Origin of the sequence: Dyella thiooxydans (assembly GCF_001641285.1) — a bacterium.
GTDB classification, from domain to species: domain Bacteria; phylum Pseudomonadota; class Gammaproteobacteria; order Xanthomonadales; family Rhodanobacteraceae; genus Dyella_A; species Dyella_A thiooxydans.
This window is the reverse complement of the sequence record NZ_CP014841.1, coordinates 3,471,021-3,486,035: the sequence shown is the minus strand read 5'-3', so window position 1 is coordinate 3,486,035 and position 15,015 is coordinate 3,471,021. Positions and strand designations below refer to the sequence as shown.

General features: G+C 68.6%; 13 protein-coding genes. 9 read left to right on the top strand and 4 right to left on the bottom strand.

All coding sequences use genetic code 11. The annotated features are described in order from the left end of the window. Positions 1-111 precede the first annotated feature (111 nt). From ATSB10_RS15695 to ATSB10_RS19810, 3 genes are all read left to right on the top strand, one after another. Complete coding sequence (locus tag ATSB10_RS15695; RefSeq protein ID WP_063673675.1) at positions 112-3,354, top strand: TonB-dependent receptor; 3,243 nt, start codon at positions 112-114, stop codon at positions 3,352-3,354. 142 nt (positions 3,355-3,496) lie between these two features. Continuing rightward, complete coding sequence (locus ATSB10_RS15690; RefSeq protein ID WP_063673674.1) at positions 3,497-3,883, top strand: BlaI/MecI/CopY family transcriptional regulator; 387 nt, start codon at positions 3,497-3,499, stop codon at positions 3,881-3,883. A 1-nt stretch (position 3,884) separates the two neighbouring features. Further along, positions 3,885-5,756, top strand: a complete 1,872-nt coding sequence (locus tag ATSB10_RS19810) for a M56 family metallopeptidase (RefSeq protein ID WP_063673673.1) — start codon at positions 3,885-3,887, stop codon at positions 5,754-5,756. 78 nt (positions 5,757-5,834) lie between these two features. Here the strand turns inward: ATSB10_RS19810 and ATSB10_RS15680 are convergent, their stop codons facing one another. Further along, positions 5,835-8,162 (bottom strand): S9 family peptidase, encoded by a 2,328-nt coding sequence (locus ATSB10_RS15680; RefSeq protein WP_063673672.1) that lies wholly within the window; start codon positions 8,160-8,162, stop codon positions 5,835-5,837. A 244-nt stretch (positions 8,163-8,406) separates the two neighbouring features. On the opposite strand from ATSB10_RS15680, the gene ATSB10_RS15675 reads away from it, so the two are divergent. Further along, positions 8,407-9,150: a glutathione S-transferase family protein gene (locus tag ATSB10_RS15675; RefSeq protein WP_063673671.1), complete on the top strand. Its 744-nt coding sequence runs from the start codon at positions 8,407-8,409 to the stop codon at positions 9,148-9,150. A 1-nt stretch (position 9,151) separates the two neighbouring features. Here ATSB10_RS15675 and ATSB10_RS15670 read toward each other — a convergent pair whose 3' ends face one another. Next, the gene (locus ATSB10_RS15670) at positions 9,152-10,051 is read right to left on the bottom strand and encodes a LysR family transcriptional regulator (RefSeq protein ID WP_063673670.1); all 900 of its coding nucleotides are present in this window, start codon (positions 10,049-10,051) and stop codon (positions 9,152-9,154) included. A gap of 114 nt (positions 10,052-10,165) precedes the next feature. On the opposite strand from ATSB10_RS15670, the gene ATSB10_RS15665 reads away from it, so the two are divergent. From ATSB10_RS15665 to ATSB10_RS19070, 5 genes are all read left to right on the top strand, one after another. Further along, positions 10,166-11,158, top strand: coding sequence for an aldo/keto reductase (locus ATSB10_RS15665; protein ID WP_063673669.1), 993 nt, complete (start codon positions 10,166-10,168; stop codon positions 11,156-11,158). 86 nt (positions 11,159-11,244) lie between these two features. Then, a complete protein-coding gene (gene queF, locus ATSB10_RS15660; protein WP_063673668.1) occupies positions 11,245-12,066 on the top strand; it encodes an NADPH-dependent 7-cyano-7-deazaguanine reductase QueF in 822 nt (273 codons plus the stop codon). Positions 12,067-12,223: 157 nt separating this feature from the next. Next, positions 12,224-12,841, top strand: coding sequence for a hypothetical protein (locus ATSB10_RS15655; protein ID WP_063673667.1), 618 nt, complete (start codon positions 12,224-12,226; stop codon positions 12,839-12,841). 237 nt (positions 12,842-13,078) lie between these two features. Beyond that, positions 13,079-13,282 (top strand): CsbD family protein, encoded by a 204-nt coding sequence (locus tag ATSB10_RS15650; RefSeq protein ID WP_017463916.1) that lies wholly within the window; start codon positions 13,079-13,081, stop codon positions 13,280-13,282. Positions 13,283-13,335: 53 nt separating this feature from the next. Beyond that, the gene (locus ATSB10_RS19070) at positions 13,336-13,509 is read left to right on the top strand and encodes a DUF1328 family protein (RefSeq protein ID WP_083966258.1); all 174 of its coding nucleotides are present in this window, start codon (positions 13,336-13,338) and stop codon (positions 13,507-13,509) included. Positions 13,510-13,584: 75 nt separating this feature from the next. On the opposite strand, the gene ATSB10_RS15645 is transcribed toward ATSB10_RS19070, so the two are convergent. Together ATSB10_RS15645 and ATSB10_RS15640 are read right to left on the bottom strand one after the other, a co-directional pair. After that, positions 13,585-13,854: a hypothetical protein gene (locus ATSB10_RS15645; protein WP_063673666.1), complete on the bottom strand. Its 270-nt coding sequence runs from the start codon at positions 13,852-13,854 to the stop codon at positions 13,585-13,587. Between the two features lie 187 nt (positions 13,855-14,041). Continuing rightward, the gene (locus ATSB10_RS15640) at positions 14,042-14,944 is read right to left on the bottom strand and encodes a LysR family transcriptional regulator (RefSeq protein WP_063673665.1); all 903 of its coding nucleotides are present in this window, start codon (positions 14,942-14,944) and stop codon (positions 14,042-14,044) included. Between the last annotated feature and the right edge of the window lie 71 nt (positions 14,945-15,015).

Sequence of the window (15,015 nt, the reverse complement as noted above, 5' to 3'; positions counted from 1 at the left end):
ATTGTGTGGTTACAGACGCCGAGTCCCTCCCCGGGACCCGGCGTTTGCGCGTCTTGGGCTCCGATAAAGGCCTGAGGCGCATCGGTTTTCCCACTACCCGAGGTCTTTCCGATGAAATCCACCCTTCGCGGCCGGCTGCTGCCCGTCGCCATCGCCACCCTGCTCGCCGCCGGCACCGCCTCGGCGCAGAACGTGACCACCTCCGGCGTCGCCGGCCGCGTGCTCGACACCGCCGGCCAGCCGGTCGCCAACGCCACGGTGACCATCGTCCACCGTCCGTCCGGCACCACCAAGACGGTCACCACCGACGCCGACGGCCGCTACGCCGCGCAGGGCCTGCGCGTGGGTGGTCCGTTCGACATCACGGTGAACAAGGGTGGCTCGACCGCCGCCGAGCAGGACAACGTGTTCCTGCAGCTGGGCCAGACCTCGTCGATCAACCTGAGCATGGGCCCGAGCGCCGCGCAGGCGAGCAACCTGTCCGCCGTGACGGTGAGCGCCTCGGCGCTGGCGCAGACCTTCTCCAGCGAGAACAAGGGCCTGTCGACCAACATCTCGCAGCAGCAGCTGGCCGCCACCCCGCAGGGCAACCGCTCGGTGGACGACGTCGCCCGCCTCGACCCGCGCATCACCGTGCTGGACCAGGGCGTGGGTTCGATCTCCGCCAACGGCATGAACAACCGCTACAACAACATCGCCGTGGACGGTGTGACCCAGGGCGACCCGTTCGGCCTGAACGCCAACGGCCTGCCGTACCAGAAGGCGGCGATCTCGCCGGAGACCATCGCCGAGTACAACATCTCCACCGCCAACTACGACGTCAGCTCGGACACCGTCGGTGCCGACGTCAACGCGGTGACCAAGTCCGGCACCAACCAGTACCACGGCTCGCTGTACTACTCGTACCGCAATGCCAACCACCTGGTCGGCGACGCCGGCTGGCTGCCGTCGAGCAACCCGGGCTACAAGTACAACGGCTACGACAAGGACGCGACCTACGGCGCGACCTTCGGCGGCCCGATCATCAAGGACAAGCTGTTCTTCTTCGTCTCGGCCGAGCACGAGAAGACCACCGGCATCGGCGCCGATTCGGCCAACGGCCTGGACGCCTCGCTGGGTGACGGCGCGTCCACCAGCAACAAGGTGTCGCCGGGCGACCTGCAGAAGGTGATCGACACCGCCACCGCGCTGGGCCTGACCCCGGGCAACTTCGGCGGCTCCACCGGCCTGACCTACGACGACAAGCGCTACCTGGGCAAGATCGACTGGAACATCACCGACAACCACCGCGCCAGCTTCACCTACCAGAACACGCGCGAGCTGCTGCCGGCCGTCGGCGGCAACGGCGCCAGCAGCGTCGGCCTGTCCAGCTACACCTACACCAAGAAGATCACCACCAACAATTACGTCGCCCACGTGTTCGACGACTGGTCGGACAGCTTCTCCACCGAGGCCAAGGTCGGCTTCCAGAAGTACGTGCAGGACACCACCGCGCCGTACCAGCAGCCGTCGGTCAACGTGAACCTGTCGCCGGACGGCAAGGGTCCGTCGGTGAACCTGGGCGAGGAGCGCTATCGCCACTACAACCACATCGATACCAAGAAGCTCAGCGTGTTCCTGGCCGGCACGTACTACGTCGGCGACCACACCATCAAGGGCGGCATCGACTACCAGCGCAACAAGATCAACAACCTGTTCGGCCAGGCCGAGTTCGGCGTGTACACGTTCTGGGGCCTGACCAACTTTGCCGCCGGCAACTACAACTCCTATACCCTGTACCACCCGGCGCCGGGCTACACGCTCAACGACATCGCCGGCAAGTGGACCTACAGCCAGTACAGCCCGTTCCTGCAGGACACCTGGCAGGTCAACGAGCAGCTGTCGGTGCAGTACGGCGTGCGCGTGGACATCCCGCACTCCAGCAACGCGCCGGTGTACAACCCCGCGTTCGAGCAGGCGTTCGGCTACCCGAACAACTACACCATCGGTTCGCACAACCGCGTGGTCGAGCCGCGCCTGAGCTTCAACTACTCGTTCGACAGCGACTACAAGACCCAGCTGCGCGGTGGCGTGGGCCTGTTCCAGACCTCGCCGCCGACGGTGTGGATGACCAACCCGTACCAGAACAACGGCGTCACGCTGCTCTCGTACACCTCGTTCGATCCGTCTACCGCCGCGTTCAGCGCCGATCCGTTCAACCAGAACATCCCGGCCGGCGGTGGCGCCGGTTCGATCGACACGATCGACAAGAACTTCAAGCTGCCGACCGTGTGGAAGGCGAGCCTGGCGCTCGACCGCGAGCTGCCGTGGTGGGGCCTGGTGGCGTCGGCCGAGTACCAGCACATCCAGGTGCGCGACGGCATCCTGTACCAGGCGGTGAACTTCGGTGCACCGACCGGCGTGCTGCCTGACGGCCGCGAGCAGTTCTGGAAGACCCCGGGCGAGGCGCCGACCTCGAAGGACGCGCTGGCCAACCGCAACCTGGCCTTCAGCTCGGCCTCGACGCTGCTGACCAACACCCACAAGGGCAAGTCCGACAGCTTCACCCTGGCAGTCACCAAGCCGTTCACCGACGGCCTGTCCGGCACCGCGAGCGTGACGCTCAACCACGCCACCGACGTCGATCCGGGCGCCGACACCATCGCCTACTCCGGCTACTCGCGCATCGCGCGCCTGAACCCGAACAGCGACGTCGCCGCCACCTCGAACTACAACACCGCCAAGAGCATCAAGCTGGCGCTGAACTGGAGGCACAACTTCTTCGGCGACTACGCCACGCAGGTGTCGATGTTCTACAACGGCCGCACCGGCAACCCGTACACCTGGGTGTTCGGCAACGACGCCAACGGCGACAGCATCTCCGGCTGGGATCCGGCGTACATCCCGACCGCGAACGATCCGAAGGTCAGCTACGGCAACGCCACCGCGCAGCAGATCCAGCAGTTCCAGGATTTCCTCGCCGGCGACAAGTACCTGAAGGATCACCGCGGCCAGATCGCGTCGCGCAACGGCGCGCACACGCCGTGGGTGACCACGCTGGACATGAGCTTCTCGCAGGAGATCCCGGGCCTGTTCAAGGGCAACAAGGGTGAGGTCCGCCTGGACGTCTACAACTTCCTCAACCTGATGAACAAGAACTGGGGCCAGCAGCGCAACACCGGCATCTACCCGACCCGCACGCTGGTCAACTACGGCGGCGTCAACGCTCAGGGCCAGTACGTCTACAACCTGCCGACCGACAAGAACGGCAACTACCAGCCGCAGCAGCTGCAGGTGTACGACGGCGGCTTCTATGACCCGAGCCGCGTGGTCTCGCGCTGGTCGGCCATGCTGACGCTGAAGTACACGTTCTGATCCATCGCACCACCGTCGTCAAGGAAACGGGCGCCCTCGCGGCGCCCGTTTTCTTTTCCCGACCCCGTGCCTGCGGACCTGTTGACTACACATGTAGTCATGGCGTAGCTTGACTACATCTGTAGTCACACGGAGCCCTGCCATGGGCAAGCCCACGATCGGCGACCAGGAACTGGCGCTGCTGCACTACCTGGCCGAGCACCCGGCCGCCTCCGTCGGCGAGGTCGCGGCCGACTTCGGCGAATCGCGCGGCCTGGCCCGCTCCACCGTGCTGACGATGATGGAACGCCTGCGTGGCAAGGGTTACCTCAAGCGCCGGCAGCTCAAGGGCATGTACCGCTACGACACAGCCACCGGTCCGGCCGAGGCGATGCGCAGCGCGGTCGGCAGCTTCGTGGAGAAGACCCTGAGCGGCTCGGTGTCGCCGTTCGTGGCCTACCTGTCCGAACGCGCCGAGGTCAGCGACGACGAACTGGCCGAGCTGGAATCGCTGGTCGCCCAGTTGCAGTCGCAGCGCAAGGAGCGCTGACATGGCCCCCCTCGAGAGTCTCGCGACCGCCCTGCTGGAGCGCCTGGTCTGGAGCTCGCTGCAGGCCTGCGTGCTGATCGGCGCGGTCGCCCTGGTGATCCGCCTGCGGCCGCGGTTGCCGGCCGCCGTGCGCTGCCAGCTGTGGTGGCTGGTCGGCCTGCAGTTGCTGGTGGGGCTGCTGTGGTTCAACCCGGTGCCGCTGCGATGGCTGGCCGCTGCGCCGGCGGAAGTCCCGGCACACGTCTCGGTGGTGCGATCCGCGGTCAACACCGAGGGTCTGCCGCTGATGGTGTCTGCCGCGACGGACAGCCCGGTGCTGGTCGGCTCCCCGGATGACGCGGGGCGTGGCCACTGGCATGCCGAACTCGCCGCGTGCTGGCTCGCGGGCCTGCTGCTGTTGCTGGCCCGCGCCATGCGCCAGCAGCACGAGGCATGGTCGCTGCGCCGAGATTCGATGCCGCTCGACGATGCCGCCCTGCAGGCCCTGTGCACCCGACGGGCCCGCGAACTCGGGCTGCGCCGCGCTCCCGCCTTGCGCGCCAGCGCACAGGTCGTCTCGCCGCAGGTGGTCGGACCCTGGCGGCCGGCGATCCTGCTGCCTGCCGAGCACGCACTCTCCCTCGACGAGACCGCGATGGCGCTGGACCACGAACTGGCCCACCTGCGGCGCGGCGACCTGTGGCTGGCCTGGGTGCCGGCGCTGGCGCAGCGGCTGTTCTTCTTCCATCCGCTGGTGCGCTGGGCGATGCGCGAGTACGCCCTGCACCGCGAAGCGGCCTGCGATGCGCAGGTGCTGCAGCAATCCGGCTCGGCCCCGCAGGCCTACGGCCGGCTGCTGCTGCGCCTGGGCGTGGGCCATCCCCTGCACGCCGGCCTGGCCGGTGCATCCCCCACGTTCGAGAACCTGAAGAGGCGACTGACCATGCTGCAACAGACCGATCCCTCCTCCCGCCTGCGCGGGTGGCTGCTGGTGGCGCTGATCGCCGCCGTCGGCGTGGTGCCCTACCGCGTCACGGCGGCCGAGCCCTCGCTGGCCATCGCCGCCGTCTCCGCCAGCCCGGCCAGTGCCGCGGCACCAGTCGCCGCCGCCACGCCCGCCGCCCTGGCCCGACAGGATGCCGCGCCGATGCCGGTGCCGCCGGCCCCGCCGACTCCTCCCCCGCCGCCGCCGGTCGCCGCACCGCTGCCACCACCCCCGCCGCCCGCGGCGCCGCCCGCCCCACCCGCACCGCCGGCACCTCCCGGGCACAACATCGCCTTCAGCGGCTACAGCCACATCGACATCGATACCGACGACCACGCGCAGAACGGCTTTGCGCTGTTCGACGGCGACTCGGTCACGATGAGCGGTACCGGCGGCGACATCGCCATCGCACGTCGCCTGCGCAAGGGCAGCGAGCCGATGCTGTGGGTGCGCCGCGGCGACAAGTCCTACGTGATCCGAGATGCCGCCACCCTGGCCCGCGCCAGGGCGATCTATGCCCCGGTCACCACGCTTGCCCGCGAGCAGGGCAAGCTCGGCGGCAAGCAGGGTGAGCTGGGCGGACGGCAGGGCGGGCTGGGCGCGCAACAGGGCGCGCTCGGTCAGCAGCAGGCCGAGCTGGCGATGCAGCGGGCCGCGCTGATCGGTCAGCGCGACGCGGCCTCGCGCATGGCCACGCTGGAGGCCCGCGAGCAGGACCTGCAGACCCGCCAGGCCGAACTCGGCAAACGCCAGGCCGAACTGGGGCAGCAGCAGGCCGAGCTCGGCAAGCAGCAGGCTGAGCTGGGCCAGCGCCAGCAGGCCGCCTCCGCCCGCGCCGGCCGCGAGCTCTCCGAGCTGATCGACGGCGCGCTGGCGAAGGGCCTGGCCGAGGCGGTACCGGTGCACTGATCCCGCCGGAGGCGCGCAGGAAAAAGGCCGGCCCCTCGGGGCCGGCCTTTCTTTTCTTCATGGAAACCGTCGCGCCGCTCAGGGCATCGTCGGGTGCATCTGGTACTCCTTCGGCGGGGTGCCACCCATCAGGTAGCGCACGAAGTAGTCCCAGCGACGACGCATCACGTACGGATTGTCCATCGCGTAGCCGTGGTGCATGTTCGGCAGCAGCAGCATGTCGAAGTCCTTGTTGGCCTTGATCAGCGCCTGCGCCACCAGCAGCGTGTTGGTCACCGGCACGTTGTCATCCATCGTGCCGTGCACCAGCATCAAGTGCCCCTTGAGGTTGGCCGCGTGGTTCTCGTTGGCCTGGTCGTCGTAGTTGGACTTGCCGTCCTTGTCGACGACCATTTCGCCCTGGTACTTCTCCGCCCAGTCGTCCTCGTAGTTGCGATTGTCGTGGTTGCCGCTCTCCGACCAGGCGACCTTGAAGAAGTCGGGGTAGCGGAACATCGCATCGGTGGAGGCATTGCCGCCGCCGGAGTGACCCCAGATGCCGACGCGGTCGATGTCGATCCACGGGTAGCGCCTGGCCAGTTCCTTGATGCCGGCGACCTGGTCGGGCAGCGTGTTGTCGCCCATGTTGCCGTACCAGGCGTCATGGAAGGCCTTGGAGCGGTACGGCGTGCCCATGCCGTCGATCGCCACCACGATGAAGCCGAGCTCGGCCAGCGCCTGGTGGTCGACCCGCGCCGGCGAGAACGCGCGCGAACCGACCGAGCCGATCTGCGGACCCGGGTAGACGTAGTCGACGATCGGGTACTTCTTGTGCGGGTCGAAGTTCGACGGCTTGAACATCAGGCCGTACAGCTCGGTCTTGCCGTCGCGCGCCTTCACCGTGATCGGCACCGGCGGCACCCAGCCCACCGCCTTCAGCCGGCTGATGTCGGCCTTGGCCACGGTGGCCAGGGTGTGGCCGTCGCCGCTCGCGCGCAGCACCGTCACCGGCGGCACGGTCGGCGTGGAATACGCATCGACGAAGGTGTCGCCATCCGGCGACAGGCTGATCTGGTGGTCGGCCGGCTCCGGCGTCAGCAGGGTCGGCTTGCCGCCATCCAGGCTCACTTTGTAGAACTGGGTGAAGTACGGATCCAGGCCCTTGGTGCGGCCCACCGCCTCGAACCACACGGTGCGGCTCTTCGGGTCCACCTTCAGCATCTCGGTCACCACGCTGTCGCCGGTGGTGATCGCGTGCTTGAGCTTGCCGGTGGTCAGGTCATACAGGTACAGCTGACCCCAGTTGCTGCGCTCGGAGTACCACACCGCCTCGTGGGTGGCCGGCAGGTAGGCCCAGTTGGCCTTGCCGATGCCGCTCTCGTAGTAGGTCTTGGCCGATTCCTCGAACACCGTGCGCACCTTGCCGGTGGCCGCGTCGGCAATGCGGAACCACTCGTGCTTGTGATAGCGCGAGGTGGAGACGAAGGCGATGGTCTTGCTGTCCGGCGCCCACTTCACGTCGTCCCAGCCGCCATCCGGACCGCAGCTGACGTCGTCGCACAGGGTCGAGCGGTGCTGGTCGGCCGGCATGTCCAGCCGCACCACGTGCTTCGTCGGCACGTCGATGATGACGCGCTCGATCATGGTGACGTGCTTGTCGCCGGCCAGCGGGTACTTCCACGCCTCCAGTTTCGGATGACCGACGTTGGTGGTGAACATGTACATGTCACCGGTCTGGCGCTGATCCTGCTGGAAGGTCGCGATCTTCTTCGAGTCCGGCGACCACTCGAGGATGGCGTTGTCGGTGTGCTTCCAGCCGGCGTTGTCGGTGGCGTAACCGAAGTTCTCCACGCCGTCGGTGGTGAGCTGGGTTTCCTTGCCGGTGGCGACGTCGCGGATCCACAGGTTCCAGTCGCGGATGAAGGCCTCGGACTTCTTGTCCGGCGACAGCACGCCCGGTTCGTTGCCCTTCGCTTCGCCCTTGGCCGGCTCGGCGCAGACCGCGTCGGCGCTGCAAAGGTAGGTCTTGCCACGCACTTCCAGCTTGTAACGGCCGTCCGGTGCCACGGCGATGCCGCGCAGGCCGAGCTTGTCCGCCTCGATCGGCTTGCCGCCGGCCAGCTTGCTCAGCGACGCGGCCAGCCTGGCCTGGTCGAACAGCGGCTCGCTGCGACCGGTGGCGGTGTCCATACGGCGGTAGTGGTCGCCGCTGGCGTCGTGGTCGTCGTAGGCGAAATGGGTGTCGTCCAGCCAGGACACGCGGGTCACCGCGTGATCGACCAGCGGGACGGCCTTGTAGTTGACCATCTGCTCGGCGCGGGCGTAGTCCGCATCGGTGAGTTCGGGGCCTTGGGCGTGGACGCCGGCGGCAAGGCCGGCAAGGACCAGCGCGCCGAGTAGGCGCGGTGTCGCGGGGATGGATCGCATGAGGGACTCCGCTGCGTGGGAACGTACGCCGGAAGGCGCCGGCCATGATCCGGACAGCATCCCTGATTCGCGGCGTGCCCGCATCGCGGAAGCCCGCAGCGCCCCTGTCGCTGCCCGACCCCCGATGCTAGTCCCGCAAGCCACGGGGGGACCCCTGCCAGAAGTCCTGTCGACAAACCCGCCTTGACGCTGAGCGCGGCGCCGTCGCACCCTGCCCGCTTCCCCACCCCCAAGGAACCCGGCCATGGCCGAAGCCGTCAGCGTGATCGGCAGCTACATCTCGCCCTACGTGCGCAAGGTGCTCGCCTGCCTGGAGCTGAAGGGCATCGCGTACCGGATCGACCCGATCGCGCCGTTCGTCGGCAACGAGACGTTCACCCGGCTCAGCCCGCTGCGGCGGATCCCGGTGCTGATCGACGGCGAGCTGGTGCTCAACGACTCCAGCGTGATCTGCCAGTACCTGGAGGATCGTTACCCGACGCCGTCGCTGTACCCGGCCGACCCGGGCCAGCGCGCGCGGGCGCGCTGGCTGGAGGAATACGCCGACACCCACCTGGGCGACGTGCTGGTGTGGAAGCTGTTCTTCCAGCTCGGCGCGAAGCGCTTCCTGTTCCGCGAGGAGGCCGACGAGGCGATGGTGCGCAGGGCGCGCGAGGAGGAGATCCCGGCCGCGCTCGACTACCTGGAGGCGCAGCTGCCACCGACCGGGTTCGTCTTCGGCGAACTGTCGATCGCCGACCTCAGCCTGGCCAGTTTTTTCCGCACCGCCGGCTTCGTGAAGTACGCGATCGACGCTTCGCGCTGGCCACGCATGGCGGCGCTGGTCGATGCCGTGATGGCGCTGCCGGCGATGCGCAGGCTGGCCGACATCGAAGACCGCATCGTGCGCGTGCCGCTGGAGCAGCAGCGCGCCGTGCTGGCCGACCTGGGCGTGGCGCTGACCGCGGATACCGTCGGCGGAGCGCCTGCCCGCCGCGGCTTCCGCTGAGTCATTCGGCCAGCGGGAACAACCCGGCCAGCCAGTCGACGAACACCCGCAGCCGTGCCGGCATCTGCCGCTGCGGCGGGTAAAGCACGGTCAGCGGCAGGCCCGGCGGTGGCGTATCCGGCAGCAGCTCGACCAGCCGTCCAGCCGCCAGCGCCTCGGCCACGTGGTAGCGCGGAAACTGGGCGATGCCCAGGCCGGCCTCGCAGCAGCCGTGATAGGCGTCCACCCCGCTGACCACCACGCGCGAGGGCAACAGCACGGTGCGTCGGTGGCGACCGACCATGAACTCCAGCGGCTCGACCCGGCGCGTGGTGGGCGAGGCCCAGTTCACCGCGACATGGCCCTGTGCCAGATCGGTCAGCGTCCGCGGCATGCCGTGTTCGCGCACATAGCCGGCACTGGCGAGGGTGACCTGGCCTAGCACGGCGAGCTGGCGACCGACCATGCCCGAGTCGGGGAGCGCCCCGGCGCGCAGCACGCAGTCCACGCCCTCGCGCAGCAGGTCGACGAAACGGTCGCCGGTGCCGATGTCCAGTTCGATGCCGGGGTAGCGGGCGCAGAATGCCGGCAGGTGCGGAATGATCCGGCTGCGCGCGAATGCGCCGGGCAGGTCCACCCGCAGGCGTCCGCGCGGCTGCGTGGCCGCCTCGCGGAAATCCGCCTCCACCTCGTCCAGGTCGGCCAGCAGGCGACGGCAGTGACCGTAGTAGACCTCGCCATCACGGGTGGTGCGCACACGCCGGGTGGTGCGCTGGAGCAGCTGCGCGCCGAGCCGCGCCTCCAGCCGCTTGACCGCGTGGGTGACGGTGGCGCGCGGCAGGCTGAGGTCATCCGCCGCCGCGGTGAAGCTGCCCAGATCGACGATGCGGGTGAACAGGCGCATGGCCTCGATGCGGTCCATGATTGTTCATTCCAGTGAAATGGTGTTGGCCATTATTGAGCATTTATCCATCTTCAGGCCGGCGGCACACTGGCTCCCTGCGGCACCCCACACCCCCTCAAAGGAGCGATCACGATGCAGATGCGTACCCTCGGCCGGAACGGTCCCCAGGTCTCCGCCCTCGGTCTGGGCTGCATGGGCATGAGCGATTTCTACAGCGGCCGCGACGACGCCGAGTCGATCGCCACCATCCGCCACGCCCTGGACCGCGGCGTCACCCTGCTGGACACCGCCGACATGTACGGCCCGCACACCAACGAGCGACTGGTCGGCCAGGCGATCAAGGGCCGCCGCGACGAGGTGTTCCTGGCCACCAAGTTCGGCGTCATGCGCGACCCCAACGATCCGACCGTGCGCGGCATCAACGGCCGGCCGGAATACGTGCGTGCGGCCTGCGACGCCAGCCTCAAGCGGCTCGGCGTGGAAACGATCGACCTGTACTACCAGCACCGCGTGGACCAGAGCGTGCCGATCGAGGAAACCGTGGGCGCGATGGTCGGGCTGGTGCAGGCCGGCAAGGTGCGCTATCTCGGCCTGTCCGAAGCCTCCGGCGCCACGCTGGAGCGCGCCTGCAAGGTGCACCCGATCGCCGCGCTGCAGAGCGAGTTCTCGCTGTGGACGCGCGACCCGGAGACCAACGGCATGCTCGCCGCCTGCCGCCGGCTCGGCGTGGCACTGGTGGCCTATTCGCCGCTGGGTCGCGGCTTCCTCACCGGCTCGATCACGAAGCCCGAGGACTTCGCAGAGGACGACTATCGCCGGCACAGTCCGCGCTTCCAGGGTGAGAACTTCGCCCGCAACCTGGAACTGGTGGACCAGGTGAAGGCGCTGGCCGCCCGCAAGGGCTGCACGCCGGCACAGCTGGCGCTGGCGTGGGTGCTGGCACAGGGCGAGGACATCGTGCCGATTCCCGGCACCAAGCGCCGCACGCGGCTGGACGAGAACCTCGACGCGCTCGACGTCCAGCTGGACGCCGCCGAGCGGGCTGCGATCGATGCGGTATTCCCACCGGATGCCGCCGCCGGCACCCGCTATCCCGAGGCGATGATGGCTGCCGTGAACGCCTGATCCGGTCGGCCTGGCCGGCCGCGGCGGCTTGTCGCTGCCGTGGCCGGCGTCGCAGCCGGTTCACGCACGACCGCTACACTGGCGCGATGAACACGCCCGAAGACTCCCAGCTCGGCAAGACCACCGTCTACGCCGACCGCTACGACCCGACCCTGCTCTATCCGATCGCCCGCGCCGCCAAGCGCGCGGAGATCGGCGTCACCGGGCCGCTGCCCTTCCACGGCGTGGATATCTGGAACGCCTACGAGTTCTCGTGGCTGGACGCGCGCGGCAAGCCGATGGTGGCGATCGTCGAGATCCGCGTGCCGGCGACATCGCCGAACATCATCGAGTCGAAGTCACTCAAGCTGTATCTCAACGGCTTCTCGCAGGAGCGCATGCCCGATGCGCCGCACCTGATCGGTGTGCTCGAACGCGACCTCTCCGCGGCCGCCGGTGCGACGGTGAAAGTGGAGCTGAGCCTGCCCGCGGCCATCGTGCACACCATCCGCGATCTCGAAGGCGAGTACATCGACGACCAGCCGCTGGAGATCGACGACTACGGCCCGCCCAAGGCCGACTGCCTGCGCGTGGCCGGCACGGACGTGGTCGAAGAGGAACTGGTGTCCGACCTGCTGCGTTCGAACTGCCCGGTCACCGGGCAGCCGGATTGGGGCACCGTGCAGATCCGCTACCGTGGCCGGCCGATCGATCGCGAGGGCCTGCTGCGCTACCTGATCTCGTTCCGCACCCACAACGAGTTCCACGAACAGTGCGTGGAGCGGATCTACGTCGACCTGATGGCGCGCTGTGCCCCGGACACCCTCAGCGTATACGCGCGCTACACGCGGCGCGGCGGGCTGGATATCAATCCTTTCCGCAGCAGCAGCGAGCAGGTGCCGGTCAATCTGCGCGGTGCGCGTCAGTAGCGGCCGAACGACTGCCTCACTGCCAGATGAACCGGCGGCGGCCACAGTAACCGACGCTTCAGACCGGCCGGACTAGCCTCCCGGATCCTGCGGTGCCAGATGCACCGCACGGCCACGGATGGTGTCTCCTCCCCAGTCGAAGACGGAAGAACCTGCCATGAAAACGTCCGCTCGCTCTCTCCTCCTGTGCAGTCTCGCAGCCGGTGGCGCGCTCCTGCTCGGCGCCTGCGGCAAGCACGACGACAACAACACCCCGGCCCCGGCGCCTGCCAGCACCGCGGCCACTTCGCCGATGACCCCGATGAGCCCGATGCCGGTCCCGGCCGCCACCGCGCCCGCCCCCGCCTCCACTGCCGCACCCGCCCCGGCAGCCAGCAGTGCCCCGGCGAACGCCGGCACCGCAGCCGCCGCCACGCCCGCCGTCGACAATGCCTTCGGCATCGAGCAGGTGGTGATCGGCGATGCGGTGAACACCGGTCATGCGGTGACCGCGCCGAAAGAGAGCATCGCCGCCGACCACAAGTCGATCTACGCCAGCGTGGAAACCCGCGGCAAGACCGACGGTGTCACGCTCAGCGCACGCTGGAGCTACCTGGAGGGCAAGGGCCAGCTGGTCAGTGCGATCAGCCAGTCGATCGCCACCGACGGTCCGGCGGTGACCACCTTCAAGATCCAGAACCCGCACCTGTGGCCGGCCGGCAAGTACCAGGTCGAGATCGCACTGGACGGCAAGCCGGTGTCGACCCGCGCCTTCGAGGTGAAGAGCCCTGGCTGACCGGCATGCTTCGTCGGCCAGCGATCCGAGGCGCCCACCGGGCGCCTCTTTTTTTGCGCGGCGTTCACGCGGGCGTGCAGGCGCCGCGAACGGAGGGTGATTCCCCCTGCACGGCGATGAACGCCGGCCACGGCGGTTGCGGAAAACGCACGGCTCGTTCACGGCGACGCGGATCGAATGGTCGCCACGCGGGGCGATGAACGCCCTGTCCATCCCGACCAGACGAAGGAGACCGCGATGAACCAGGACACCATTGAAGGCCAGTGGAAGCAGCTCGCCGGCACGCTCAAGCAGAAGTGGGGCAAGCTGACCGACGACGACCTCACCGTCGCTTCCGGCGACGCCGAGTATCTGGCCGGCAAGCTGCAGCAGCGCTACGGCATGGCCCGCGACGAGGCCGAGGCCCAGGTCCGCGCTCTCGAAAAGCAGCTGCGCCACTGAGCCATCGCGCGACCGCCAGCGTCGCGCCACCCGCCCAAGCAGGAGATCTCCCCATGCTTCATTACGCCATCGTGTTTCTGGTGATCGCGCTGATCGCCGCCCTGTTCGGTTTCACCGGCATCGCCGCTGGCGCGGCCAGCATCGCCAAGATCCTGTTCGTGGTGTTCCTGGTGCTGTTCGTGCTCTCGCTGATCTTCGGCGGGATACGACGGGGGCCGCGCGTGTAGCTCATCGGCGGATCGTGTTTCACCCCGGGGCGGCGTCGCTGGACGCCGCCCTTTTTGTGCGCCGGAGCGCGCGGTTCAGTCGCGGCGACCGCTGGCCACCTCGGCGAGGAAACCGAGCACGCGCCGCCCCTGCCCGGCATCGACCAGTTCGCGGGCCGTGCGACCCCACAGCTCGTCGATGCCGACCGTGTCGTACCAGAGCAGCACCGCACACGCATCCGGTTCGATCGCCCGCGCCAGCGACAGCACCGAGCGGCGGGTCCTGGCCTGGCCGGCCTGGACATGTGCGAGCCCGGCAGGAGCAACCTTCGGCGCGATCGCGGCAGACGGCATCATCGGCATCATGGTGGTTGCCTCGCGCAAGTCGGCGGGCGCCGTCGGCGTTCCGCCGGAGGGCAGGGAACCGGCACAGCCCGGACCGGAAGTGCGGGAGGGGGAGTCGCGGATTCCGGCCCGGGCTGCATCGGTGCAGTTGTTACGCAGGTCCAGGTCGGTCGGATGCCTCGCCCTCGCCCCCCCTGCGGGCGACGCCTCAACCGGCCGGTTCGTGCGCCGCGGGTGCGAACGAGGCGATCAGCTCGCGCGCCAGCGGGTTGGGAAAACGCCGCGACAGCGTGACCGCAACGAACGTCTCGCTCAGTTCCGGCAACTGCACCAATTCCACCAGGCTGCCGTTGGCCAGCTCGTCGCGCACCACGATCGGTGGCACCACCGCCAGCCCGACGCCCTCGCGGGCGAGCAGGCGCATCATCGCCATGTCCTCCACCTCGGCGGCGATGCGCACGCGCACGCCGAGCCGGTCCACCAGCGCATCAAAGCCGATGCGGATGCTGCTCTCCAGCGTCGGCAGCACCAGCGGCTCGCGCGCCAGCAGGTCCCTCAGCGCCAGCCCGTGGCCGGCATGCGCCGGCGTGCCGATCAGGCTCACCGGCTGCTCGGCGATCGGATGGGAGATCCACGGCGTGGCCGCGTCGTGCACCGGCGGCAGGTTGATCAGCACCACGTCGAGCCGGTGCGACTCCAGCGCATGCAGCAGCTCGGCGGTGGTGCCCGAGCGCAGCACCAGCTCGACGTCCTCGCGCGCCAGCAGTGGGCGCAGGAACGCCATCTGGAAATTGCGCGACAACGTGGCCAGCGCGCCCACGCGCAGGATCTGCCGGCGCGCGCCGGGGCGGTCGCCTAGGATGCTCAGCAGCTCGCCGCCGGCGCTGAAGATGGTGTCGGCATGCTCCAGCGCGATCCGCCCGGCCTCGGTCAGCAGCAGCTGTTTGCCGTTGCGGTCGAACAGGGCGTGGCCGAGCTGCTCCTCCAGCTTGCGGATCTGGATCGACAGCGCCGACTGCGAGACGTGCAGCTTCTCGGCGGTGCGGGTGAGGTTCCCCTCGTGGGCCACGGCCCAGAAATAGCGCAGGTGGTTGTAGTTGAGTGCGGCCACGGACGTTCTCTTTCATAGAACTTTGTGCTTCATATTATGAATTTTATGGAATGAAAGCACTGCGATAAGGT

What these genes read in the sequence shown, in the direction of transcription:
- queF (WP_063673668.1), top strand. Translation starts at nt 11,245, where the DNA reads ATGAACACGCCCGAAGACTCCCAGCTCGGCAAGACCACCGTCTACGCC.
- ATSB10_RS15695 (WP_063673675.1), top strand. Translation starts at nt 112, where the DNA reads ATGAAATCCACCCTTCGCGGCCGGCTGCTGCCCGTCGCCATCGCCACC.
- ATSB10_RS15650 (WP_017463916.1), top strand. Translation starts at nt 13,079, where the DNA reads ATGAACCAGGACACCATTGAAGGCCAGTGGAAGCAGCTCGCCGGCACG.
- ATSB10_RS15645 (WP_063673666.1), bottom strand. Translation starts at nt 13,854, where the DNA reads ATGATGCCGATGATGCCGTCTGCCGCGATCGCGCCGAAGGTTGCTCCT.
- ATSB10_RS15680 (WP_063673672.1), bottom strand. Translation starts at nt 8,162, where the DNA reads ATGCGATCCATCCCCGCGACACCGCGCCTACTCGGCGCGCTGGTCCTT.
- ATSB10_RS15690 (WP_063673674.1), top strand. Translation starts at nt 3,497, where the DNA reads ATGGGCAAGCCCACGATCGGCGACCAGGAACTGGCGCTGCTGCACTAC.
- ATSB10_RS15665 (WP_063673669.1), top strand. Translation starts at nt 10,166, where the DNA reads ATGCAGATGCGTACCCTCGGCCGGAACGGTCCCCAGGTCTCCGCCCTC.
- ATSB10_RS15675 (WP_063673671.1), top strand. Translation starts at nt 8,407, where the DNA reads ATGGCCGAAGCCGTCAGCGTGATCGGCAGCTACATCTCGCCCTACGTG.
- ATSB10_RS15655 (WP_063673667.1), top strand. Translation starts at nt 12,224, where the DNA reads ATGAAAACGTCCGCTCGCTCTCTCCTCCTGTGCAGTCTCGCAGCCGGT.
- ATSB10_RS15670 (WP_063673670.1), bottom strand. Translation starts at nt 10,051, where the DNA reads ATGGACCGCATCGAGGCCATGCGCCTGTTCACCCGCATCGTCGATCTG.
- ATSB10_RS19070 (WP_083966258.1), top strand. Translation starts at nt 13,336, where the DNA reads ATGCTTCATTACGCCATCGTGTTTCTGGTGATCGCGCTGATCGCCGCC.
- ATSB10_RS19810 (WP_063673673.1), top strand. Translation starts at nt 3,885, where the DNA reads ATGGCCCCCCTCGAGAGTCTCGCGACCGCCCTGCTGGAGCGCCTGGTC.